The sequence below is a fragment of the Serratia sp. DFXYC6 genome, from assembly GCF_057196085.1.
Genome location: NZ_JBXUNV010000001.1, coordinates 619722 through 642372 on the forward strand (window position 1 = coordinate 619722; position 22651 = coordinate 642372).

At 60.3% G+C, this 22651-nt stretch carries 20 protein-coding genes; 9 read left to right on the plus strand and 11 right to left on the minus strand.

Annotated elements, in window-relative coordinates; genetic code table 11:
- Window positions 1–22: 22 nt before the first annotated feature.
- The 5 genes from AC2CGQ_RS03105 to puuR form a co-directional block, all read right to left on the minus strand.
- Window positions 23–970 carry a siderophore ABC transporter substrate-binding protein gene (locus AC2CGQ_RS03105; RefSeq protein ID WP_351006275.1) on the minus strand — a complete coding sequence of 316 codons (948 nt, stop codon included), beginning with the start codon at window positions 968–970 and terminating at the stop codon, window positions 23–25.
- A 55-nt stretch (window positions 971–1025) separates the two neighbouring features.
- A complete protein-coding gene (locus AC2CGQ_RS03110) occupies window positions 1026–3014 on the minus strand; it encodes a ligand-gated channel protein (RefSeq protein ID WP_004935657.1) in 1989 nt (662 codons plus the stop codon).
- Window positions 3015–3258: 244 nt separating this feature from the next.
- Window positions 3259–4254, minus strand: coding sequence for an ABC transporter permease (locus AC2CGQ_RS03115; RefSeq protein WP_075685454.1), 996 nt, complete (start codon window positions 4252–4254; stop codon window positions 3259–3261).
- Window positions 4251–5762: a sugar ABC transporter ATP-binding protein gene (locus tag AC2CGQ_RS03120; protein ID WP_099981787.1), complete on the minus strand. Its 1512-nt coding sequence runs from the start codon at window positions 5760–5762 to the stop codon at window positions 4251–4253. The genes AC2CGQ_RS03115 and AC2CGQ_RS03120 overlap by 4 nt, the downstream gene beginning before the upstream one ends.
- 157 nt (window positions 5763–5919) lie before the next feature.
- A complete protein-coding gene (puuR, locus tag AC2CGQ_RS03125) occupies window positions 5920–6477 on the minus strand; it encodes an HTH-type transcriptional regulator PuuR (RefSeq protein ID WP_004935648.1) in 558 nt (185 codons plus the stop codon).
- Window positions 6478–6872: 395 nt separating this feature from the next.
- Between puuR and AC2CGQ_RS03130 the strand changes: the two genes are divergently transcribed.
- Both AC2CGQ_RS03130 and AC2CGQ_RS03135 read left to right on the plus strand, forming a co-directional pair.
- Window positions 6873–8291 carry a glutamine synthetase family protein gene (locus AC2CGQ_RS03130; RefSeq protein ID WP_031300715.1) on the plus strand — a complete coding sequence of 473 codons (1419 nt, stop codon included), beginning with the start codon at window positions 6873–6875 and terminating at the stop codon, window positions 8289–8291.
- A gap of 535 nt (window positions 8292–8826) precedes the next feature.
- The gene (locus AC2CGQ_RS03135; RefSeq protein ID WP_004935642.1) at window positions 8827–10194 is read left to right on the plus strand and encodes an APC family permease; all 1368 of its coding nucleotides are present in this window, start codon (window positions 8827–8829) and stop codon (window positions 10192–10194) included.
- Between the two features lie 71 nt (window positions 10195–10265).
- On the opposite strand, the gene sbcB is transcribed toward AC2CGQ_RS03135, so the two are convergent.
- The 3 genes from sbcB to AC2CGQ_RS03150 form a co-directional block, all read right to left on the minus strand.
- Window positions 10266–11693 carry an exodeoxyribonuclease I gene (gene sbcB, locus AC2CGQ_RS03140; RefSeq protein ID WP_484593462.1) on the minus strand — a complete coding sequence of 476 codons (1428 nt, stop codon included), beginning with the start codon at window positions 11691–11693 and terminating at the stop codon, window positions 10266–10268.
- A 90-nt stretch (window positions 11694–11783) separates the two neighbouring features.
- Window positions 11784–11972 (minus strand): DNA polymerase III subunit theta, encoded by a 189-nt coding sequence (locus AC2CGQ_RS03145; protein ID WP_004935635.1) that lies wholly within the window; start codon window positions 11970–11972, stop codon window positions 11784–11786.
- Window positions 11973–12026: 54 nt separating this feature from the next.
- Window positions 12027–12233: a hypothetical protein gene (locus tag AC2CGQ_RS03150; protein WP_076740640.1), complete on the minus strand. Its 207-nt coding sequence runs from the start codon at window positions 12231–12233 to the stop codon at window positions 12027–12029.
- A 258-nt stretch (window positions 12234–12491) separates the two neighbouring features.
- Between AC2CGQ_RS03150 and AC2CGQ_RS03155 the strand changes: the two genes are divergently transcribed.
- Window positions 12492–13601 (plus strand): SDR family oxidoreductase, encoded by a 1110-nt coding sequence (locus AC2CGQ_RS03155; protein WP_004935629.1) that lies wholly within the window; start codon window positions 12492–12494, stop codon window positions 13599–13601.
- A gap of 36 nt (window positions 13602–13637) precedes the next feature.
- Here the strand turns inward: AC2CGQ_RS03155 and AC2CGQ_RS03160 are convergent, their stop codons facing one another.
- Window positions 13638–14384, minus strand: coding sequence for a S24 family peptidase (locus AC2CGQ_RS03160; RefSeq protein WP_004935623.1), 747 nt, complete (start codon window positions 14382–14384; stop codon window positions 13638–13640).
- A gap of 176 nt (window positions 14385–14560) precedes the next feature.
- Here AC2CGQ_RS03160 and AC2CGQ_RS03165 point away from each other — a divergent pair, with 176 nt between their 5' ends.
- The 3 genes from AC2CGQ_RS03165 to tmaR all read left to right on the plus strand — a co-directional run bounded on the left by AC2CGQ_RS03165 (window position 14561) and on the right by tmaR (window position 16968).
- Window positions 14561–15328 carry an N-acetylmuramoyl-L-alanine amidase gene (locus tag AC2CGQ_RS03165; RefSeq protein ID WP_015378506.1) on the plus strand — a complete coding sequence of 256 codons (768 nt, stop codon included), beginning with the start codon at window positions 14561–14563 and terminating at the stop codon, window positions 15326–15328.
- Between the two features lie 94 nt (window positions 15329–15422).
- On the plus strand, window positions 15423–16490 hold the full coding sequence (locus tag AC2CGQ_RS03170) for an FUSC family protein (protein WP_021505906.1): 1068 nt from the start codon (window positions 15423–15425) through the stop codon (window positions 16488–16490).
- A 160-nt stretch (window positions 16491–16650) separates the two neighbouring features.
- A complete protein-coding gene (tmaR, locus tag AC2CGQ_RS03175; RefSeq protein ID WP_004935612.1) occupies window positions 16651–16968 on the plus strand; it encodes a PTS system regulator TmaR in 318 nt (105 codons plus the stop codon).
- A 158-nt stretch (window positions 16969–17126) separates the two neighbouring features.
- Here tmaR and AC2CGQ_RS03180 read toward each other — a convergent pair whose 3' ends face one another.
- Both AC2CGQ_RS03180 and AC2CGQ_RS03185 read right to left on the minus strand, forming a co-directional pair.
- Window positions 17127–17915: an ABC transporter substrate-binding protein gene (locus AC2CGQ_RS03180; RefSeq protein ID WP_015378505.1), complete on the minus strand. Its 789-nt coding sequence runs from the start codon at window positions 17913–17915 to the stop codon at window positions 17127–17129.
- Window positions 17912–19120 (minus strand): M20 aminoacylase family protein, encoded by a 1209-nt coding sequence (locus AC2CGQ_RS03185; RefSeq protein ID WP_484593463.1) that lies wholly within the window; start codon window positions 19118–19120, stop codon window positions 17912–17914. The genes AC2CGQ_RS03180 and AC2CGQ_RS03185 overlap by 4 nt, the downstream gene beginning before the upstream one ends.
- Before the next feature lie 140 nt (window positions 19121–19260).
- On the opposite strand from AC2CGQ_RS03185, the gene AC2CGQ_RS03190 reads away from it, so the two are divergent.
- The 3 genes from AC2CGQ_RS03190 to AC2CGQ_RS03200 all read left to right on the plus strand — a co-directional run bounded on the left by AC2CGQ_RS03190 (window position 19261) and on the right by AC2CGQ_RS03200 (window position 22620).
- Window positions 19261–20214 (plus strand): LysR family transcriptional regulator, encoded by a 954-nt coding sequence (locus AC2CGQ_RS03190; protein ID WP_484593464.1) that lies wholly within the window; start codon window positions 19261–19263, stop codon window positions 20212–20214.
- 284 nt (window positions 20215–20498) lie between these two features.
- Complete coding sequence (locus AC2CGQ_RS03195) at window positions 20499–21566, plus strand: zinc-binding dehydrogenase (protein ID WP_049189181.1); 1068 nt, start codon at window positions 20499–20501, stop codon at window positions 21564–21566.
- Window positions 21567–21702: 136 nt separating this feature from the next.
- A complete protein-coding gene (locus AC2CGQ_RS03200; protein ID WP_484593465.1) occupies window positions 21703–22620 on the plus strand; it encodes an ABC transporter substrate-binding protein in 918 nt (305 codons plus the stop codon).
- The last annotated feature ends 31 nt before the right edge of the window (window positions 22621–22651 follow it).

Here is a 22651-nt window from a genome sequence, read left to right on the forward strand (position 1 = left end):
GCCCGGCATCGCCGGGCTTTTTTTATCGCGCAGCGTGGGTTAGCGCCTCGCTCACGCGTTCGACGACGTGCTGAGCGGTGACGATGCCGCCGGACAGATAAACCTCGGCCGCCGGCAGGTAGACCACCTGGCCTTTCTTCACCGCCGCGGTTTTCTTCAGCGCGGTGCCGGTAAGGATTTTCTGCGGCGCCACCGCGTTCGGCCGCCCGGTCGCGGCGTCTCTGTCGATGACGAACAGCCAGTCCGGGTTCAGTTTGGCCACCTGCTCAGGCGTCAGCTTATTGCCGCGCACGTCTTTTTCATCGGACTGCAGTGCGGGCGCGAAGCCGAGGGCGTCATAGACGAAGCTGAAACGGCTCTTGGGGGCGTAAGCGCTGATCTTGCCGCCGGAGAACAGCACCACCAGCCCGCGTCCGGCCTGGGCGGCCTGTGGTTTGACCGCCGCGATCTGCGCATCCAGCTTATCGACCGCCGCCTGCGCCTGTTGCTGCTTATCGAACAGCTCACCCAGCTGCAGCGTGCGCTGTTTCAGGCTGCCCAACTGATCCTGCTGATCGACGGACATATTCAGCGTCGGCGCCAGCGTGTTCAGCTCGTCATAGGCTTTGGACGCCCGGCCGGCGATCAGGATCAGATCCGGTTTGGCGGCGCGCAGCACGGCCATATCCGGCTCGAACAGGGTGCCGGCATTGAGGTATTTGTCGTCCTGATAGCGTTTCAGGCTATCCGGCAAGTTTTTGCGATTGCCGGGCAGCGCCAGCGGTTCGACGCCCAGCAGCTGCAGCGTTTCCAGCGAGGCGTAATCCAGCACCACGATGCGCTGCGGGTGTTTCTTCACCTCGGTGCTGCCGTTCAGGTGCTGGACGTTGACGGTGGTCGAGGCCGCCGGCGCGTCGGTTTTGCTGTGGCAACCCGCCAGCGCCATCGCGGCCAGCAGGGCGATCATCAGGGGGGAGCGGCGTAATCTCATGGAGCTTCCTCTCGGTGATGGAATGAAAAGGGCGCGCAGCGCGCGCCCGGGGGCATCAGAAGTTGTAGGTCATGCCGACGGTGTAACGGCGGCCGTCCAGCGTGGTGTTGTAGTGATCGTAATCCACGGTCTTGTCGAGGATGTTGTAGACCCCGCCGGTCAGCTGCAGGTTTTTCGCCGCCTGGTAGCTCAGGCCCGCATCGACGAAGGTGTAGGACGGCGTGCTCTTGGCCATCGAGGTACGGCTCAGATACTCAGACGTTTTGCTGCGGAAATTAACGCGCGACCACAGGCTGAGGTCCTGCGTGGCGCGCCAATCCAGCACGGTGTTAACCATGTGCTTCGGCATCTGGTTGAGCGCCTTGCCCTGGAACTCGCCGCTCTTCTGCTCGGAAGAGGTGTAGGTGTAGTTGGTGTTCCACTTCCAGTCTTTGTTGATCTGCCAGCCGAAGGTGGCTTCTACGCCGCGCATATTGGCTTTGTCGACGTTGACGCGATCGCTGATAAAGTCGTAGACGTCATTGCCGATCTTACAGTCCGGCGTGTCTTCGCAGCGGCGCACTTCGGTGATCTTGTTCTTGAAGTCGGTGTTGAAGACGGTCACCCCGGCGTTGACGCCTTTCAGGCTATCCCACATCAGGCCGATCTCTTCGCTCAGACTCTTCTCCGGCTGCAGATCCGGGTTGCCGACGATGATGCCTTTACGCACGCCGCCGCCGGTGACCTGGCCCCAGTTGGCGGAGGATTGGCGCAGATCCGGCGATTTGTAGCCGGCGGAGACGCCGCCTTTCAGCGTCCACTGTTCGGTCAGGTGCCAGACCCCGTACATGCGCGGCGTCCAGTGGCTGCCGAAGTTTTCGTCCTGATCCATGCGGATGCCGGTCGTCAGACTGAAGTCGTTGGTCAATGCCCACTCATCTTCGGCGAACAGCGCCCAGCTCCAGCGCGTCAGCTTGCTGAGACCTTGTGCCGATTCAAGCTGGTTGCCGCTGTCGCTCAGTTTTTCATAGCGATACTGACCGCCGAGGTTCAGCATGTGTGAACCCAGCTCGAACTGGTTCTGGGTGTTGAAGATGGTGTTGTACATCTTCATTTTGCGGCCCGGGTTGTTGGTCTCTTCCCGCTGAACGTAGCTGGTGGAGTTGCCGAAGTCGTAATAGCCGTTGTGGGTCAGCGCGTAGTTGGTGCGTGTATACAGGCTTTCGCTGCGCGATGTCGGCGTGCATTTGCCTTTGCTGCAGCGTTCCGCTACCACCGATTTGCCCGGCGTGCTGTTGCGATCCTGCAGCGAGCGGCCGATTTCGAAGTCGAATTCGTTTTTCTCGTCCGGGGTCAGGGTGAACACCGCGGTGCCGCTGCGCATGCGCTGCTCGTTGTAACCGTTGGTGATTTTATCTTCGGCGCGGCGCGACAGCAGGCCGTTGACCCGCAGGCCGAGCAGGCCTTCAACCAGCGGGCCGGAGGCGTAGGCGTTGGTCTGGAACAGATCGCCGGAATCGCGGTTTTCCTGAAGGGTGGCGTCGCCGTGCAGCGAGCCTTTCCACTCGGTGCGCGAGGTTTTGCGGGTGATGACGTTGATCACGCCGCCCATGGCGTCGGAACCGTACAGCGAAGACATCGGCCCGCGCACCACTTCGATGCGCTCAATGGCTTCCATCGGCGGCAGCCAGCCCTGTTCGATGCCGGCGTTATCGCTGTTCGGCCGGGTGCCGCGGGTGTCGACGCGCTTGCCGTCCACCAGAATCAGCGTGTACTTGGAAGACATGCCGCGAATGCTGATGTCGCTGCTGCTGGCGCCGCCGGTGACCACTACGCCCGGTACGTCTTTCAGTGCATCGGTCACGTCGCGATAGGCTTTATCTTCGATCTGCTGGCGCGGGATCACCGAGATGGAAGCGGCAGAGTCCTGAATTTTTTGCTGAAAGCCGGAGGCGGTGACGACCATGGTGTCCTGGGTGTCGTCCTGCGGCGCGGCCAGCGCGGCGGTGGCGCTGAGTGAGGCGATCACCAGAGCGGCGAGCTTGCTGTAACGTGGCGTTTCCATGAGGTAAACCTTTCCTGGATTGAAGTGAAAGTAATTAACCAATTGAATTTCTAATGAAATTATTCATCGTTCGCTGAGAAATACTTCGCTTCGTCAGCGTTGCGTGAGGGTATTGTAAGGATTTTTTTCTTAATGTAAACGCTAATGATAATTCATATCATTTGTATGCTTGTTCTGCTGACGGAAAAGGGTAACCGGATGAATTAAAGGGAAAAGCGGCGCAGCGGGCGTGCGCCGGGAAGGATCAGCGTTTCTGGATGTAGGTGATGGCCAGCGCCAGCGCCAGCACCAGGCCTTTGATAATGTCCATGGCGTAGTAGGGCACCGACAGCATCACCAGGCCGTTTTGCAGCACGCCGAGGATCACCGCGCCGATCAGGGTGCCGAGCGCATTGGGTTTACCGGCGCCGGCCAGCGAGAAGCCGATATAGGCCGCCGCCACCGCGTCCATCAGATAACCGCCGCCGGCATTGACCTGCGAAGAGCCAATACGTGACGCCAGTAAGATGCCGCCAAGCGCCGCCAGCCAGGAGGAAATGACGTAAGCGGCAACCCTGTAACGCACGGTGCGGATGCCCGACAGACGCGCCGCCTCGGGGTTACCGCCGATGGCGTACATGCGGCGGCCGTGCTTGGTCAACGACAGGAACAGCTGCACCGCCACGGTGACCGCCAGCATGATCAGCACGATCACCGGCACCTGGCCGAGGGCGGAAAACACCTCCGGGATCAGGCCTTCGGCCATGTCGCCATTCGGCAGCACCATGTTTTGGGTGATGGAGCCGCCGTAGCTGTAGGTCATCGCCACGCCCTGGATCACGAACAGGCTGGCCAGCGTCGCCAGCATATCGGGGATTTTGAGCACCACGATCAGCAGGGCGTTGAACAGGCCGACCAGCGTGCACAGCAACAGCGTCACCACGATGGCGCCGGCGGTGCCGAAACCGTGCCAGACGAACAGCGAAATCACCAGCGCGTTGGCCAACGAGGCGGTCGAACCGACCGACAGATCGAAACCGCCGACCGACAGCGAGATGGAGACGCCGATGGCGATCACCGTCACGATGGCGATCGAACGCAGGATATTGATGATGTTGTTGGCATCGAGAAAGTTGTCCGACGCCAGGCCAAACAGGGCGATCAGCGCCGCGACGGTCAGCAGCATGCCCCACTTGTAGAGGAAATCAAACAGCTGTTGGCGCCAGGGCAGCGCAGGCCGCAAGGCAAATTCTTTACTCACGCAGGGGTTCCTCCGGTGGAATAGAGCAATAAGGTTTCTTCGTCGATGTCGGCGGCGTTCAATTCCGCCACGATGCGGCCGTCCCACAGCACGCAGATGCGATCGCACAGGCCAATCAGCTCGGCGAACTCGCCGGAGGCGTAAATCACGCCTTTGCCGGCGCGGGCCAGGCCGTCGATCAGGCTGAACAGCTCCTGTTTGGCCTTGATGTCCACGCCCTTGGTCGGCTCATCGAAGATCAGCACCTCGGCGTCGCCGCGCAGCCATTTGCCGATCGCCACTTTTTGTTGATTGCCGCCTGACAGGCGCGCCAGCCGCTGTTGAGGGCCGGAGGCGCGAATATTCAGACGCTGCATGATCTCGCGCGCCCAGCGCAGCTCTTGCCGCCGGCTGAACAGGCTCCAGCGCGAGAAGCTGTCGTCGGCGCTGACGCTCAGGTTCATCGGGATCGCCTCGTCGATGAAAATGCCTTCTTTGCGGCGTTCTTCCGGCACCAGCGCCAATCCTTGTTCGACCGACAGGTGCGGCGCGCGTGGCACCCAGGGCTGCCCGCGCAGTTTGCCGCGCTCGAGCTGCACGGCGCTGGCGCCGAACAATGCCTTGCACAGTTCGGTTTTGCCCGCCCCGGCCAGCCCGGCGATGCCGAGGATCTCGCCCTCATGCAGCCGCAGCGAAACGTCGCGCAGCTTATGGCGATCGTGCAAGCCCTGCACCTGCAGCAGCGTTCGCTCAGGGTGTGGCGGGCGCGGCGGCGGGAAAATGTCGTCCAGCCGATGGCCGAGCATCTTCTCGACGATCTGTTCGCCGCTCAGCCCGCGCATGGCGTCTTCGCTGACGCGCCGGCCGTCGCGCAGCACCGTCAGCCGATCGCAAATGTCGCTCAGTTCGTGGATGCGGTGGGAAATAAACACGATGCCGATGCCTTCGGATTGCAGGCGGCGCACCACGTTAAACAGGCGCTCGCTCTCGGCGCGATCGAGCGGCGCGGTCGGCTCGTCGAGCACCAGAAAACGGCAGCGGTGCGACAGCGCGCGCGCCAGCAGCACCTGCTGTTTTTCCGCCAGCGTGCAGTCCGCCAGGCGTCTGCGCGGGTTGAGCGGCAGCGCCCATTGCTGCAGCAGCTGCACGGCGCGGCGGTGCAGCTCCGCCCAGTTCAGCCAGTGGCCCGGCTCGTTCAGCCAGTCCAGCATGATGTTTTCCGCTACCGACAGCGTGGGGATCAGCGCGACGTCGACCTCTTGCTGCACCACGTGAATACCGTGACGGCGCGCCTGCAACGGGGAGTGGATCGCCACCGGCTGGCCGTCGATCAGGATCTCGCCGCGATAATGATCGTGGGCGCCGGAGAGGATCGCCATCAGCGTCGACTTGCCCGCGCCGTTGGCGCCGACCAGCGCATGGATTGATCCGCCCTGCAGCGTGAAGTCCACGTCCTGCAGCGCGTTGAAGCCGGCGAAGGCGATCGAGATATTGCGCATCTCGAGGCGTGAAGGCGTTGCGGTTGACATAGGGTGTTAAGGCCGTTTAGATGTTTAGATGGCTGTTTTGCTCTGTTGTAACATAGATTGCGCCGTTGGCAACCAACAAAATGGCATAACGGCGATGAAAAAATCGTGGGTGGGCAGGGGCGCAACCCGCGTCAGGCTGCGCCGGTGCGAGAAGCGGTCAGAAGGTGGTAGGGGTGTGTGCGCTGACGATGCGGCAAACGCGAGCCGACGTATTGCTGAAGCTGTGCGGAATGCCGGTGTTGATGGCGTAACTCTGACCGGCGCTCAGGCAATAGCTCTGGCCGTTGATGGTCAGCACGATCTCGCCTTCCAGCAGGGTGCCGATCTCTTCGCCCTGATGCTTGATCTTTTCGCCGGTGGTGGTGCCGGGCTGGTAGGTTTCCAGCATCATCGCCAGGTTGCGCGTCGGGCTGCCGTTGTGCACCAGCTTCATCGACACCCCCTGGCTGCCGATCTCAATCAGATCCTCGGCGTCGATCACCACGCGCGGTTCGTCGACGGCCTCCGGTTCGGCAAAGAATTCAGACAGCGACAGGCCATACACCTTCAGCAGCTTTTGCAGCGTGCTGATGGCCGGGCTGACCTTGTCCTGTTCGATGGTGCTGATCGCACTGTGGGTTAACCCGGACAGTTCGGCGACCCGGCGCTGCGACAAACCCAATTGCTGACGGATCTGTGACAGGCGTTTGCCCGGTGCCAAGCTGGCTTCGCTCATAGCGGTACTTCCTTCTGGTAGGGGCGACAGGCAGACATGAATATCGTTATCGGGCGCCTGTCTGGGCGATAACGATGCTGCATGATATCGATAGTTAGGGCAGGTTTGGAAAATATATTGCCCATGTTCACTCTCGGTGCGTTGGACGAAATAGTTGACGTAAAAATGGCAGCAAGGCCTTTTCGGTCAATATTTTATCAATTTAGCAGCCGGTGGTGAATAATCAAACAGGATTGTAACATTTGCAAACCCATTCTGTTAAGACTATGTTTCATATTGTGGATGTTATTTTGAGCGCCCGGCAGCGGCGCGACCTGGCGAGAAATCCAATCATGTGTTGAATCGAACGGCGGACGGGCGCTAACGCGCCTTAAGAGCATAATGGCGGGTGACGTATGCAAACCAATAGCGCAGCAGTTGAACATTTTGCACAGCATCATGAAGAGAGGCGAAGTAGCGCGTTCCAAAATGAGGTTGCTCATTATTTGGAACGCCATCCCGCCACGCAGTATGTCGATATCCTTCTTACCGATCTCAATGGTTCCTTCCGCGGCAAACGTATACCCGTCTCAGGGTTGAAAAAACTGGAAAAAGGCAGCTACTTCCCCGCGTCGGTGTTCGCCATGGACATCCTCGGTAACGTGGTGGAGGAGACCGGTCTTGGGCAGGAGCTCGGCGAGCCGGATCGCATTTGCCTGCCGGTGCCCGGTTCGCTGACGCCGTCGGCCGCCGATCCGGAGCATATCGGCCAGGTGTTGCTGACCATGCTGGATGAAGATGGCACTCCCTTTGACGTTGAACCCCGTAATGTGCTGAACCGCGTGTGGCAGGCGCTGCGACAGCGCGGCTTGTTCCCGGTGGCAGCGGTAGAGCTGGAGTTCTATCTCATCGACAGGCAGCGCGACGCAGAAGGCGATTTGCAGCCGCCGTGTGCGCCCGGCACTCAGGAGCGCAATACCCAAAGCCAGGTGTACTCCGTCGATAACCTGAACCATTTCGCCGAGGTGCTGAACGATATCGACGCGTTGGCGAAGCTGCAGGGGCTGCCGGCGGACGGCGCGGTGGCGGAGGCGTCGCCGGGGCAGTTCGAGGTCAACCTGCGCCATTCCGACGACATCTTGCTGGCCTGCGACCACGCGCTGGCGCTGAAACGGTTGGTGCGGCTGGTGGCCGAGAACCACGGTATGCACGCCACCTTTATGGCCAAACCCTATGAGGATTACGCCGGCAGCGGCATGCATGTGCATGTCAGCATGCAGGACGGGGCGGGCAACAACCTGTTTGCCGACGGCGAAGGCGAGGATTCACCGTTGCTGAAACAGGCGCTGGCCGGGATGATCACCCTGATGCCGGCGTCGATGGCGCTGCTGGCGCCGAACGTCAATGCCTATCGGCGTTTCCAACCGGGGATGTATGTGCCGATCCAGGCCGCCTGGGGCCACAACAATCGCACCGTGGCGCTGCGCATTCCCTGCGGCGAACCGGAGAATCATCGGGTGGAGTACCGCGTGGCCGGCGCCGACGCCAACCCCTATCTGGTGATGGCGGCGATCCTGGCCGGCATGTTGTACGGGTTGGACAACGCGCTGCCGTTGCCTGAGCCGGTGACCGGCAACGGGCTGGAGCAGGAGGGGCTGCCGCTGCCGATCCGCCAGAGCGATGCGCTGTACGAGTTTGAACATCAGCATGCGTTGACCCACTATCTGGGCGAGCGTTTCACCCAGGTTTATCACGCCTGCAAGACGGACGAATTGCTGCAGTTTGAACGGCGGGTGACGGAAACCGAGATCGACTGGATGTTGAAAAATGCCTGAATGGGCGTATAAAGTAAGAAGTATGTGCGGGCGACCGGCCTGCCGGTAGCGGATTAATTCGCCTGCCGGGCTGGTTTTCCGTTCGATCGACAAAAAGAATTTGTATTTGAGGGCTTCCGGATCTTGTCATCCGGAGGCATTCTGGTGCAAAATATCTCAAATGCAGATAGCCGACGTTTTGAAAGCGTCGGTTATTTTTTTTGCATTAAGTTTTACCAACGTAGCGTTTCATACACCAAGCGAGGCCGGACACCGATCCGGATAGATAAATAGTTTCGTGCACGATCAAACAAAACTTTATGGTCGTGACTCATGAGGATTAGAAAGATGGGGCAATTTTTCACTTTAGCGCCGGTGCCCGCCGGTTTCCGCTGTGGCCGCAGCGACTATGGAGCAGCCGAGGTTACCTCGACCCGTTATCCAGCTTACAATCCCCTTCTTTTAGAATTAAGTCGCTCGTTGCGAAGTTTCCCCGCAACCTTAAGTCTTGGCGTGTCCGCCATCCGCAAGGCTCAAGGTAAGGGGGGGCTGAACAATGTCCGATAACACCCTTAACGCCGCTCCGGCTCAGCGCACTCAGCTGCGTAAAACCCTGACATTAGTTCCGGTAGTGATGATGGGTCTGGCTTATCTGCAGCCAATGACCATCTTCGATACCTTCGGCATCGTATCCGGCCTGACCGATGGTCACGTCGCGACCGCGTACGCCTTCGCTCTGCTGGCGATCCTGTTTACCGCCCTGAGCTACGGCAAGCTGGTGAAGAAGTTCCCTTCCGCCGGTTCCGCCTACACTTACGCCCAGAAAGCCATCAGCCCGCACGTCGGCTTTATGGTGGGCTGGTCATCGCTGCTGGACTACCTGTTCATGCCGATGATCAATATTTTGCTGGCCAAGATTTACCTGGAAGCGATCTTCCCGGGCGTCCCGTCCTGGATCTTCGTGGCGGTGCTGGTCGGGTTGATGACGATTTTCAACCTGCGCGGCATCAAGCTGGTGGCCAACCTGAACTCCATCATCGTGGTGGTACAGGTGGCGATCATGATCGTGTTCCTGGGTCTGGTGATCAACGGCGTTTACCACGGCGAAGGCGCCGGTACGCTGGTCAGCAGCCGCCCGTTCTGGTCCGATAACGCTCACGTGGTGCCGATGATTACCGGCGCGACCATCCTGTGCTTCTCGTTCCTGGGCTTCGACGGCATCAGCTCGCTGTCCGAAGAAACCAAAGACGCAGAGAAAGTGATCCCGAAAGCCATCTTCCTGACGGCGCTGATCGGCGGCATCATCTTTATCGTGGTGTCTTACTTCGTGCAGCTGTACTTCCCGGACATCTCGCGCTTTAAGGATCCTGACGCGTCGCAGCCTGAAATCATGCTGTACGTGGCGGGCAAGTTCTTCCAGTCGGTGATCCTGGTGTTCTCCTGCGTGACGGTATTGGCGTCAGGCATGGCGGCGCACGCGGGCGTTTCGCGTCTGATGTACGTGATGGGCCGCGACGGCGTGTTCCCGACTCGCTTCTTCGGCTATGTGCATCCGAAGTGGCGTACCCCGGCGCTGAACGTGCTGCTGGTTGGCGCCATCGCGCTGTCCGCGGTGTCGTTTGACCTGGTGACCGCGACCGCGCTGATCAACTTCGGTGCGCTGGTGGCCTTCACCTTCGTCAACCTGTCGGTGATCTCGCAGTTCTATATTCGCGACAAGATGAACCGCACCGTGAAGGACACGTTCAACTACCTGATCCTGCCGGTGATGGGCGCACTGACCGTCGGCGCGCTGTGGATCAACCTGGAAGCCAGCTCGATGACGCTGGGCCTGGTTTGGGCGGCCATCGGTCTGATCTACCTGGCCTTCGTTACCCGCAGCTTCCGTCTGCCGGTGCCGCAAGCGAGCGAAGACGCCGCCTAAGCGCGAGCCGTCTCCTCAGCCACAAAAAAGGCCGCTTTCGCGGCCTTTTCCTTTTCTGCTTGCTGCGGGTTTTATCCCACCAACTCTTTGCCGTAATCGAACAGCGCTTTCAGCAGGGCGGTTTTCTCTTTGTCGCCTTCGTGCAGGTTATACAGCGATTCGAGCTGCAGCAGGTAACTCTGCACGCGCTCCGCGCTCAACGTTTCCTGGCGGTGTTGCAGCCAGCGGCGCTGCTCGGCGTCGTCCAGCGTATTCGGATAGTTGCGCGCGCGGAAGCGGAACAGCAGCTCTTTCATGCGGCCGTCGCTGAAGGCCAGATCCAGCGCCGGCAGGTTCTGCGGCTTGGTCTGCTGGATAATCCTCATCGCCGCCTTGTCGGCGTCGCTGAAGAAACCGTCGTACAAGCGGGCGTCGACGTCCTCGGAACCTTTGAACGGCTCGGCTTCGGCGAACAGTGCCACCACTTTCTCGCGCACTTCCGGGTGCTGTTTCAGCAGCTGCAGATTTTGCAGGCAGGCCTGGCGATCGATGCCCAGCCGCTCGGCGTTCTCCGGCAGCAGGGTTTTGGCCGGCGCCAGCACCGGGCATTTGTTGATGTGCACCAGCTTGATCGGCACCGGCGTCTGATCCGGCGCCAGATCGTCGCGGCGGGTGTAGAGCCGTTCACGCAGCTGCTCAGCGCTCAGCGTCAGCAGCGGCGTCATGTCGCCGGCGAGATCGCACATGATCACCGCGTTTTTGTTGTCCGGGTGCCAGGCCAGCGGCGACACCCAGCTGGTGTTGCCGCGCGCCGCGCCGAACATGCCGGAGACGTGCACCAGCGGCGTCATTTCGGCGACGTCGATCAGGGCGTTCAGTTTGTGCTTGTTGCGGTGCTGCAGCAGGAAATCGAACAGCCGCGGCTGCGCCTGCTTAACCAGCTTGGCCATGGCGATGGTGGCGTATACGTCTGACATCGCGTCGTGAGCCTGCGTGTGTTCGACGCCGTTGGCGTGCGTGAGGTGTTCGAGGCGGAAGCTGGGGAAACCGTCTTCGTTTTCCGGCCAGACGATGCCGTCCGGGCGCAGGGCGTAGCAGGCGCGCATCACATCCAGCAGATCCCAACGCGAGTTGCCGTTTTGCCAGCTGTAGGCGTAGGGATCGTAGAAGTTGCGATAGAAGATATTGCGGCTCACTTCGTCATCGAAGCGGATGTTGTTGTAACCGAGAATGCAGGTGCCGGCCATGCTGAAGGCCTGATGGATTTGGCGGGTGAACTCGGCCTCGTTAACGCCTTTGGCGCGCGCCACCTGCGGCGTGATGCCGGTGATCATCACCGCCTCGGGTTCCGGCAGGTAATCGTCGGCCGGGGCGCAGTAGATGACCAGCGGCTCTTCGATAATGTTGAAATCCATATCGGTGCGCACGCCGGCGAACTGCGCCGGGCGGTCCAGCGACGGGCTCTTGCCGAAGGTCTCGTAATCGTGAATATAAAATGTGGCCGTTGCCTTGCTGCTCAAAATCGCGTCTCTTCAGTGGCGGATACAATATGCCTCTATTGTAACGGCGTGGGGAGCGATGCCAAGCGGCGGTTAGAGAAATGCGCGCAATTACGCACGGCGATAGTAATCCAGCCGCTGATGAAAGTAGGGGAGCAGGTGGTCGGGGATCTGTTGTTCCGTTTCCGTCTGGGTCGAGGCGATGCCGTAGCGCTCGTTGTAGATCACGCTGATGGCCAGCAAATCGGTTTCTATTTTCTCGCGTTGCGCCTGCGGTAAGCTATCCAGCTTTCGAGCCATCGTTATCTCCCTGTTAACCTTAGGGCATAATAGGATCGTTAGCGGATATTGTCCCTACCCATTCCGGGGGGCGGCGGAGGCCTGAACGCTTTGCTGCGGGCAGGGGGGCAGACTGTGGCGGGCGGCGAACTCGCTCTGCGCCTGGTGCGCATTGAGGCGATCTGTCCGATTATACAGCGAACAGGCGCCGCTTATCACTGCCGCCCAAAACAGGGTGCACAGCAGCAAAACCCCCAACCAGATTTTTTGGTTATAGGTCATAAGTCCTCCACGGACGAGAAGAGAAATAACATTGACCGTTAAATTTAATCAGGCACTACATCAATGGTATTTAAACGGCGGAGATTAATCATGGAGTCTACGCGGTTCTTTTGTTACTAAACCCATGATGGATGTTTCAAAAGATTCCTTAAGATAATATTAAGAAAAGTGTTTAAGGGCGCCGTAATTCTATTTAATATTTGTTTAAATATCCGCGGATACAATCAACCACATTCAATGCCAATGTGGGTGACAATGATGAAAACGCTACTGTTGACCGGCGCTACCGGCTTTCTTGGTGGTGCGGTTCTCGAAAAATTATTGATTGAAAATCAGTCTGTTAATTATCTTTTGCTGGTGCGTGCAGACGATGCGCAGCAAGGGCTGGCCCGTATTCGCGCGAATATGGAAAAGTTTAATATCGATGCGAATCTGCTGTCTAAAATTACGATTGAAAATATATTATTGGGCGACCTTTCCGAACCGGCCGACTTTTTAACTGACGCGCGTATTAACAATGTTACGCACGTTATTAACTGCGCGGCCGTTGCTTCATTTGGTAATAACCCGCTCATTTGGAAGGTAAACGTAGAAGGCACTCTGGCCTTTGCCGAAAGAATGGCGCAGGTGCCGGGATTAAAACGTTTCCTGCACGTCGGCACCGCCATGTCCTGTTCGCCGGAGCCGGGTTCGCTGGTGGCGGAGAGCGGCGAGTTTGAGGAAGACGCCGAACACCTGGTGGAATATACCCGTTCCAAATCCACCATCGAACAGCTGATGCGCCAGCGCTGCCCGCAAATGCCGTTGACCATCGCTCGTCCGTCGATCGTGGTGGGGCACACCCGCCTGGGCTGCCAGCCTTCCAGCAGCATTTTCTGGGTGTTTGGCATGGCGCTGATGCTGCGCAAGTTCATGTGCTCGCTGCAGGACAATATCGACGTGATCCCGGCGGACTACTGCGCGGATGCGCTGGTGATGCTGATGAACAGCGAAACGCTGGAGAACGACGTTTATCACATCTCCGCCGGTGAGGAGAGCAGCGTCAGCTTTGCCGAAATTGACAACGCCATGGCGGCGGCCCTGGAAAAAGCGCCGGTGGGCGATGAGTATGCGCAGGTGACCTATGACGCGCTGGTGAAAATGCGCCGCCAGCTGAAAGACATTTTCGGCCCGTGCAACGAGCGGCTGATGCTGAAGGCGATGCGCCTGTACGGATCGTTCGCCATGCTCAACGTGCGTTTCAGCAACGAGAAGATCCTCAAGCTGGGCATGCCGAAACCGCCGCGTTTCACCGACTACATCGCCGGCTGCGTGCAGTCGACGCGCGGGCTGTCTATCCAGCAGCAGATGGTGGTGGACTTCAAATAACCGCCGGGCGCAACGGGCGCCCGAGGTTACCGTCCGTTACCAGGACGAAGACGACCAGAAGACGCGGCCGAGCACCACCAGTTGCTCCTTGCGCTGCTGATAGCTGAGATGCTCGTCCTGGTACTCTTCCCGGTTGAGGGAGCGGATGACGACGCCGCCGTCCGGCTGTTCGATCAGCACCTTCACCCGCAGCAAATTGCCGTGGCGGATGGCGTAGGTCTTGCCCTCGCGGATGCGCGTGTCGTCGGTATTGATGCCGACCACGTCGCCGTCCTGCAGACGCGGTTCCATGCTGGAGCCGGAGATGCGGATAATGCGCGCGGCGTTGACCGCCACCCCCATCTTGTGCAGATAGTAACGGCGGAAGATCAGCGAAAACTCCTCGCGATCGACGATTTCGTAGCAGCCGTCGCCGGCGGAAAAATCGATATCCAGCAGCGGGATCTCCACAAACTCTTCCTTGTCTTGTTCGGTATCTTCCCATACCACCGGTTTCAAACGGGCGGGCTGGAAGTCCGACTCCGCCGCCACGTTGTCAAACGGGCGCACCAGCTGCTTTTCATGAAACACGTCGAACCAGCCCTTGGGCAAATTCAGCCTGGCCTCGATCCGCCTGGCCAGATTGTCGCCAAGATTGCGGGAGGATTTCTCCCCGATGATTTGGCTCAGCGTCGGCGCGGAAGACTCAACCAGCGTGGCGAACTCATTCTGGTTGACGCCTTGCCGGGCGTAGCGGGCCATTAATTCGCGCAGATTGTTGCGCCTGATTTCTTTAGTTTCCATCGTGCAATGATCGCACTCTTTAGCAAAAAGGTAAATAACGGTTTTGCTAAAAAACGCTTGTGCATGATTTAGCAATTAGCTAAAACAAAAAGGGTGAGCCAAGGGTTCACCTGTGCGGAGCGGCCTGTCATGATGAGAGGCCGCTCAGTGAAATCAAACGAGAGAGGGACTTTACGATGTACAAGATTGATTACAATAGCTACCGATCGGTCGCCAGCTTCGGCCACCGCGTGCGCTTTCTGGTGCTGCACTACACGGCGCAAAACTTCGCCGACTCGGTGACATCATTGACCGGAAAATCGGTCAGCGCGCACTATCTGGTGCCGGATCCGACCGATGCCACCTATCAGGCCGCCGGCTTCAGCGGCGTGCGCATTTTCAACCTGGTGGACGAGAACGAGCGCGCCTGGCATGCCGGCACCAGCCAGTGGGGCACCCGCAGCAATATCAACGACACCTCGATCGGTATCGAGATCGTCAACCTGGCGAGCGGCGACGGTGGAAACATCACCTTCCCGCCGTTCAATCCGCAGCAGATCGAGGCGGTCACCCAACTGGCGCAGAACATCCTGCAGCGTTATCCGGACATCTCGCCGGTGAACGTGGTGGCGCACTCCGACATCGCGCCGGGCCGCAAGAGCGATCCGGGCCCGCAGTTCCCGTGGCAGCAGCTGTATCAGGCCGGCGTCGGCGCCTGGTATGACGAAGCGACCAAGCAGCAGCGCCAGCAGGAGTACTGCAGCCAGGGCCTGCCGGCGCAGGCTGAACTGCTGAAGCTGTTCGCCCAATACGGCTACGATACCTCGGCGGCGAACACCGCAGAAGGCTATCGCCAGCTGGTGCGCGCGTTCCAGCTGCACTTCCGTCCGCAGAAGTATGACGGCGTGATGGATGTTGAAACCGCCGCCGTTCTGCGCGCGCTGGTCGACAAATACGTCGCCTGAGCCTGAGTGCGAATGAGGGACGCCTCATTCGCCTTTTCCTTGCCGGGCTTCCTCCGCTAAAATAGCGGCCTGGCTGGTGTTTATCGGAGGCACTGTGCGCCTCGATCGAAAAATCTCTTCACTTGAACTGCTGACCTATCGCCACTATCGCATCGTTCACGGCGTGCGCATCGGGCTGGCGTTTATCCTGACCTTTCTGCTGATCCGCCTGCTGGCGGTGCCCGAAGGCACCTGGCCGCTGATCACCCTGGTGGTGGTGATGGGGCCGATCTCGTTTTGGGGCAACGTGCTGCAGCGGGCGCTGCAACGCATTGCCGGCACGGTGTTCGGCGCGGCTTCCGGCCTGATCGCCCTGTATCTGGAACTCTATTCGCTGCCGCTGATGCTGGCATGGTGCGGCGTGGTGATGTTCGTCTGCGGTTACCTGACGCTCGGCAAACGGCCGTATATGGCGCTGCTGGTGGGGATCACGCTGGCGGTGGTGTGCGGCGCGGGCGCCGGCGACATGCACACCGCGCTGTGGCGCAGCGGCGACGTGATCTTCGGCTCGCTGCTGGCATTGCTGTTCACCAGCATCTACCCGCAGCGCGCCTATATTCTGTGGCGCATGCAAATGGCGGACTGTCTGCAAACCGCCGCCCGTATCTACGGCGCGTATTTTTCGCCGAACGTCATTGAGCGGCCGCGGTTGGAGCCGCAGCTCAAGGATCTGTTGAATCAGGTGGTGAAGCTGCGCAGCCTGATCGTGCCCGCCAGCAAGGAAACCCGCATCCCCAAAGCGGTGTTCGAGGCGGTGCAAACCCTCAGCCGCAATCTGGTGTGCACGCTGGAACTGATGGCCGACGCCTACTGGGCCTCGCGCGAAACGCACTTCATTATGTTGAACGCCCGCACGCTGCGCAGCACCCAGCTGCTGACGCTGAGCTCGCTGGAGTCGTTGGCGGTGCTGATGCGCGAAGGGCCGCAGGCGCAGCGGCAGGCGGCGGCGGGGCAGTTGGCGGAGATCGCCGGCGAGCTGAAAACGCTGATGCAAGAGGTCAGCCTTGGCCAGCACGGCGAAGCGCCGATTTACGGCTATGTCTGGCTCAGCATGGAGCTGGCGCAGCAGTTGGAAGAGTTGGGGGATCTGCTCCAGGTCTGCACCGCCGCCGGGCGCGAATAAGGGGTCAGATCATGAAGGCGGCGCTTTGGGTTTTGGCCGCCGGGGCAAAGTGGGTAAGATAAGCCAATCACTGTTGTGCCGGACCGCCACAAACCTGTATCTTGGTGCCATGTGGCCGTAAGCAAATGAATCTGTGTATTACTAAAGCAAGGGTATAAAGATGGATAATGCAAATAAGCCGAGTTTCCAGGACGTGCTGGAGTTTGTGCGTATGTTCCGCCGCAAAAACAAACTGCAACGCGAGATCGTCGACAACGAAAAGAAAATTCGTGATAACCAGAAGCGCGTGCTGCTGCTCGACAACCTGAGTGAGTACATCAAGCCCGGCATGAGCATCGAAGACATTCAGGGCATCATCGCCAACATGCGCAGCGACTACGAAGATCGCGTTGATGACTACATCATCAAAAATGCCGATCTGTCCAAAGAACGCCGCGAGCTGTCCAAAAAGCTGAAAGCGATGGGCGAAGTGAAGTAACCCGCCTTATCGGGCCAGGCGTCTTGCCTGGCCCGCATCCTTATCCCGCCTGATTTTCCGTTCTTGCCGACACTGCCGTTTCCGTTGGGGCGTTCCCCGGCGGCCGAAGGCGCCTCCCCATCCTGCAGGATCTGCAGGTGACCGCCGGGGAACGCGTGTTACTGCTCCGCGCCGTACATGTCGAAGTCGAAATACTTGTCGTTGATTTTCTTGTAAGTGCCGTTGGCGCGGATCGCCTGCAGCGCGGCGTTGAAGGCGTTAAGCAGCGCGGTATCCTCTTTGCGTACCCCGATGCCGTCGCCGACGCCGAAGTACTTGCTGTCGCTCAATTCGGCGCCGATAAAGGCAAAGTCTTTGCCGCCGGGCGTTTTGAAGAATTCGCTGGCGCTGACGCTGGCCAGCAGCGACGCATCCAGGCGGCCGTTGGCCAGATCTTCGTTCACCTCCTGCTGGCTTTGGTAAGCCACCACGTTGACGCCGGCCGGCCGCCACAGCGCGTTGGCGTAGGCCTCCTGGCTGGAACCTTGCTGCACGCCGACCGATTTGCCTTTCAGCGAGGCGGCGGTAGGCTGCAGATTGCTGCCTTTATGCGCCACCAGCCGCGCCGGGGCGTTGGAGACTTTGCTGGAGAAAGCGATCTGCTGCCGGCGCTGTGGCGTAATGGTCATCGACGAGGCGATGGCGTCGAACTTCTTCGCCTGCAGGCCGGGGATCATGCCGTCCCAACTGCTTTCCACCCACACGCATTTGGCCTGCATCTGGTCGCACAGCGCCTGGGCGATATCGACGCCGAAGCCGGTCAGCTTGCCCTGCGGATTTTTATACTCCAGCGGTGGAAAGGTGGGATCGATGCCCAGCTTGATCACTTTGCCGCTGAATTCACCGCTCAGTGCGGGAAAACTCGCGGCCAGCGGCAGCAACAACAACAGCCCTTTGATGATTTTCATGTCATTTCCTCTGTGTTGGCAATTAAACCGCGGGGCGAGCGCAAAAAGCGCTCGACCAATTTGACCCAGTAAGTGGCGCCCAACGACAGACTGTCGTCGTTGAAGTCATAACCGGGGTTGTGCAGAGAATTGCCCGGCGTGGCGGGGCCGTTGCCGATCGAGATGTAGCTGCCTGGGCACTTCTCCAGCATAAAGGCGAAATCTTCGCTGGCGGTAAACGGCCGCAGCGTGGGGATCACCCGGCTCTCTCCGGCCCATTCCAGCGCCACCGCGCGCGCCAGCTCGGTTTCTGCCGGGTGGTTCACCAGCACCGGGTAGCCGTGCTGATAGTCGATCTCCGCGCGGGCGCCGAAGCTGGCGGCCTGCGCCGTGACCAGTTCGGTGATGCGCTGTTCCAGCCGCGCACGCACCGCCGCCGTCAGCGCGCGCACGCTGAGCGTCAGGGTGGCGGTCGCCGGGATCACGTTGGCGGCCTGGCCGGCCTGCATCGCCCCCACGGTGACGATCGCCGTTTCCTGCGGATCGATATTGCGCGCCACGATGGTTTGCAGGCTCATAACGATGGCTGCGCAGGCCACCACCGGATCGACGGTGCTCTGCGGCACCGCGCCGTGGCCGCCGTGGCCGTGCAGGGTGATGTGCACCGTATCGGCCGAGCACATGAAGGGGCCGCAGGCGAAGCCCAGGTGGCCGGTGGGTAAGCCGGGCACGTTGTGCATGGCGAACACCGCGTCGCAGGGGAAGCGCTCAAACAGGCCGTCTTCAATCATCACTCTGGCGCCGCCGCCGCCTTCTTCCGCCGGCTGAAAGATCAGGTGCAGCGTGCCGCAAAAGTTCGGCTGCCGCGCCAGATAGCGCGCCGCCGCCAGCAGCATGGCGGTGTGCCCGTCGTGGCCGCAGGCGTGCATCACCCCGGAATGGGTACTGGCGTGCGGCAAGCCGGTCGTTTCGGCAATCGGCAGGGCGTCCATGTCGGCGCGGATGCCGAGCGATTTTCCCGGCCCGCGCTGCAGTGTGGCGACAACGCCGGTTTGTCCTACGCCGCGCGTGACGCGGTAACCCCATTCCTCCAGCCGCTGCGCCACCAGATCCGACGTCGCAAACTCCTGGAAGCCCAGCTCCGGGTGGGCGTGAATGTGGCGGCGAAGCGCGACCATCTCATCATGAACGGCGGCGATCTCAGGCAGTACCAGTGAATGCGTCATCACGGTCTCCGGCAAAAGGGTCCCGGCCAGTGGGCGGGGAACGGGGCAGAGGGGATAGGCATCGAGACTAGCAAACTCCGTTTTTGTCGGGTAGCCGCCGTTCGGTTATGCTGACAACCTATGATTGTCAGGAGGTGGACATGAAACTGCACCAACTGCAGGCGCTGGTGGCCAGCGCCGACAGCGGCAGCATTCGTGCGGCGGCGCGGCATCTGGGGCTGTCGCAGGCGGCGGTGACCCGCGCACTGCGCGAACTGGAGCAAGAACAGGCGCTGCCGCTGCTGATCCGCACGCCGACCGGGCTGGGTTTTACCCCCTACGGCAAAACCCTGCTGGCGCACGCCCGGCTGGTGCTGAACCAGTTGGAGCAGGCGCAGGGCGAAATGGCGGCGCTGCGCGGGAGTGCGGCGGATCTGGTCAAGGCGGCGATTACCCCCTGGCTGATGCTGACGGTGCTGCCGCCGGCGGTGATGGCGTTTCGCAGCAAGGTGCCGGCGGTGCGGCTGGAACTGTCGGAAAGCCTGATGGCCAACGCCCAGTCGCAGCTGCGCGAGGGCACGATGGATTTCGCCATCACGCCGCTGCCGGCGTCGTCGGCGCCGCAGGAGTTTCACTGCGAGCCGCTGCTGGAGTATGAAACGGCGTACATGGTGCGGCGCGGCCACCCGCTGGCGCACAGCACCTCGCTGCATCAGCTGCTGGAGCAGGATTGGGTGATGAGCTATACCCAGGAAAGTTTCGATGCGCTGCTCGACGAGGTGTTCCACCGCCACGGCGTGCGCCTGCCGCGCCAGCGCATTATCCAGGCGCATTCGTTCGGTATGCTGCAGGCGCTGGTGGAGTCCGCCGAGATGTGTACCTGGTGCCCGCGGCCGATCGCCGCGCTGCCGCAGTTTGCCTCCCGCGTGCAGCCGCTGGCGCTGCGGGAGAGCTGCCAACCGGCGCAGCTGAATATCGTCACCCGGCGCAACAGCATTCTGAACGCCGCCGCCCATGAGTTTATCGACACGCTGGTGCGCACCCTGCGCCAGCAGGTGCGATCGTCGCGGCCGGAGGATCGCCAGATCTACGATCGCGTGCGCCTGCTGATTTAGCGGATCTGCCCGGATCGCCGATCCCGTAAATGGGATCGCGATCCGCATTTGTAGCATTTTTAGCCGCAATGTTAACGAACTGTGATTTTGCTCAAATAATTATTTTTGCAGCTTTGGTTATATGTCGCTCTATGTTCACGTTGTCATTTTTAGTTATCGGGATGTGTAATGGTTAATTTATTGAAATTTATAATTTTATAACTCAGTTTGTTTTTTGTTTGATAAAAATGACAACGTCAACATTTATAATTTTCAAGCGTTTAACGAGAATATTGGAGGGATAGATGAGCCAGTTGCCGGAAAAAATGCGCGCGGTCGTTTGCCACGGCCCGCAGGATTACCGTTTCGAACAGGTGCCCACGCCGCTGCCGAAGGCGCGCGAGCTGGTGATCAAGGTGGAAGGATGCGGCATCTGCGCAGGCGACTGCAAGTGCAAGAACGGCGCGCAGATGTTTTGGGGAGAGAACCCGTGGGTCAAACCGCCGGTGGTGCCGGGGCACGAGTTCTACGGCCGCATCGCCGCGCTGGGCGAGGGCGCGGAAGGCAAATACCAGCTCGGCGAGCGGGTGATCGCCGAGCAGATCGTGCCGTGCTGGGAGTGCCGTTACTGCAAATCCGGCAGTTACTGGATGTGTGAGACGCATAACATTTACGGCTTCCAGAAAGACGTGGCGGAGGGCGGCATGGCGGAATACATGCGCTTTTCCGAGAACGCCATCGTGCACAAGATCCCGGAAAGCCTGAGCCATGAAGACGCGGTATTGATCGAGCCGATGGCCTGCGCCATTCACACCGTGGCGCGCGGCGACATACAGCTGGACGACGTGGTGGTGCTGGCCGGCGCCGGGCCGCTCGGGCTGTGCATGGTGCAGGTGGCGCGCCTGAAAACGCCGAAGAAACTGATCGTGATCGACGCCATCGACGAGCGGCTGGCGCTGGCGAAGGAGTTTGGCGCCGACGTGGTGATCAACCCGCTGAAGGAAGACGCCGACCAGATCGTCAAATCGCTGACCGGCGGCTACGGCTGCGACGTCTACATCGAGGCCACCGGCGCGCCGATCGGCGTCACCCAGGGGCTGCAGATGATCCGCAAGCTGGGCCGCTTCGTGGAGTTCAGCGTGTTCGGCAAGGAAACCACCGTCGACTGGTCGATCATCGGCGATCGCAAGGAGCTGGACATTCGCGGCGCGCACCTGGCGCCCTACAGCTATGAGATCGCCATCGATCTGTTCGAGCGCGGGCTGGTGACCTCAAGCGGCGTGGTCACCCACAGCTATTCATTGAACGACTGGGACGAAGCCTTCGCCCTGGCGGACTCGACCGACTCCATCAAGGTGATCCTGGTTCCCTGACCCTCCCGCCGTACCGCTGTTGCAGTCACGACCGTCGGCCCGTCCGCAATGGAGGGGCCGGCCGGTCGGCCAAACGTAAAGACATGCTGTTGCTCTGATAACCACAACAAGAAGCTTCCCTACAGGAGAATTGGCTATGTTTTCATTATTCAAAAAGACCCTGCCTTTTATCGTCGCCGGTGGAATGTTGGCGGCCAGCCATGGGGCGCTGGCCAAGCAAATCACTATCGGTATGTCGTTCCAGGAAATGAACAACGACTACTTCGTCACCATGAAGCAGGCGCTGGATCAGGCGGCGGCGGATATCGGCGCCAAGGTGTACGTGGCCGATGCGCGCCATGACGTCGCCAAACAGATCGGCGACGTGGAAGACATGCTGCAGAAGAAGGTGGATATCCTGCTGATCAACCCGACCGATTCGGTGGGGGTGCAGTCGGCGGTGATCTCCGCCCATAAGGCCGGCGCGGTGGTGGTGGCGATCGACGCGCAGGCCGAAGGGCCGCTGGACTCGTTCGTCGGTTCGGAAAACTACGACGCCGGCTTCCAGGCGGGCGAATACCTGGCGAAAGCGCTGGGCGGCAAAGGCAAGGTGGCGATCCTCGACGGCATCCCGGTGGTGCCGATCCTGGAGCGCGTGCGCGGCTTTGAAGCGGCGATGAAAAAATACCCCGACATCAAGATCGTCACCAAACAAAACGGCAAGCAGGAGCGCGACACCGCGCTGACCGTCACCGAAAACATGCTGCAGTCGGCGCCGGATTTGGCGGGCATCTTCAGCGTCAACGACGTCGGCGCGCTCGGCGCCCTGGCGGCGATCGAAAGCAACGGCGCCAAGGTCAAGCTGGTGAGCGTCGACGGCCAGCCGGAAGCCATCAAAGAGATCCTCAAGCCGAATTCGCCGTTCATCGCCACCTCGGCGCAGTTCCCGCGCGACCAGCTGCGCATCGCGCTCGGCATTGCGCTGGCCCGCTACTGGGGCGCCACGGTGCCGAAAACCGTGCCGGTCAAAGTGAAGCTGATCGGCCGCAGCAATGCGGCCGGCTTTAGCTGGTAACAGCGGCCAGGTTCGCCCCGCTGCGGCGGGG

Coding starts and splice junctions, on each gene's coding strand:
- AC2CGQ_RS03200 (WP_484593465.1), top strand. CDS start 21,703: ATGTTTTCATTATTCAAAAAGACCCTGCCTTTTATCGTCGCCGGTGGA.
- AC2CGQ_RS03165 (WP_015378506.1), top strand. CDS start 14,561: ATGTACAAGATTGATTACAATAGCTACCGATCGGTCGCCAGCTTCGGC.
- AC2CGQ_RS03155 (WP_004935629.1), top strand. CDS start 12,492: ATGAAAACGCTACTGTTGACCGGCGCTACCGGCTTTCTTGGTGGTGCG.
- AC2CGQ_RS03150 (WP_076740640.1), bottom strand. CDS start 12,233: ATGACCTATAACCAAAAAATCTGGTTGGGGGTTTTGCTGCTGTGCACC.
- AC2CGQ_RS03145 (WP_004935635.1), bottom strand. CDS start 11,972: ATGGCTCGAAAGCTGGATAGCTTACCGCAGGCGCAACGCGAGAAAATA.
- AC2CGQ_RS03185 (WP_484593463.1), bottom strand. CDS start 19,120: ATGACGCATTCACTGGTACTGCCTGAGATCGCCGCCGTTCATGATGAG.
- tmaR (WP_004935612.1), top strand. CDS start 16,651: ATGGATAATGCAAATAAGCCGAGTTTCCAGGACGTGCTGGAGTTTGTG.
- AC2CGQ_RS03120 (WP_099981787.1), bottom strand. CDS start 5,762: ATGTCAACCGCAACGCCTTCACGCCTCGAGATGCGCAATATCTCGATC.
- AC2CGQ_RS03190 (WP_484593464.1), top strand. CDS start 19,261: ATGAAACTGCACCAACTGCAGGCGCTGGTGGCCAGCGCCGACAGCGGC.
- AC2CGQ_RS03110 (WP_004935657.1), bottom strand. CDS start 3,014: ATGGAAACGCCACGTTACAGCAAGCTCGCCGCTCTGGTGATCGCCTCA.
- AC2CGQ_RS03105 (WP_351006275.1), bottom strand. CDS start 970: ATGAGATTACGCCGCTCCCCCCTGATGATCGCCCTGCTGGCCGCGATG.
- AC2CGQ_RS03195 (WP_049189181.1), top strand. CDS start 20,499: ATGAGCCAGTTGCCGGAAAAAATGCGCGCGGTCGTTTGCCACGGCCCG.
- AC2CGQ_RS03160 (WP_004935623.1), bottom strand. CDS start 14,384: ATGGAAACTAAAGAAATCAGGCGCAACAATCTGCGCGAATTAATGGCC.
- puuR (WP_004935648.1), bottom strand. CDS start 6,477: ATGAGCGAAGCCAGCTTGGCACCGGGCAAACGCCTGTCACAGATCCGT.
- AC2CGQ_RS03135 (WP_004935642.1), top strand. CDS start 8,827: ATGTCCGATAACACCCTTAACGCCGCTCCGGCTCAGCGCACTCAGCTG.
- AC2CGQ_RS03130 (WP_031300715.1), top strand. CDS start 6,873: ATGCAAACCAATAGCGCAGCAGTTGAACATTTTGCACAGCATCATGAA.
- AC2CGQ_RS03180 (WP_015378505.1), bottom strand. CDS start 17,915: ATGAAAATCATCAAAGGGCTGTTGTTGTTGCTGCCGCTGGCCGCGAGT.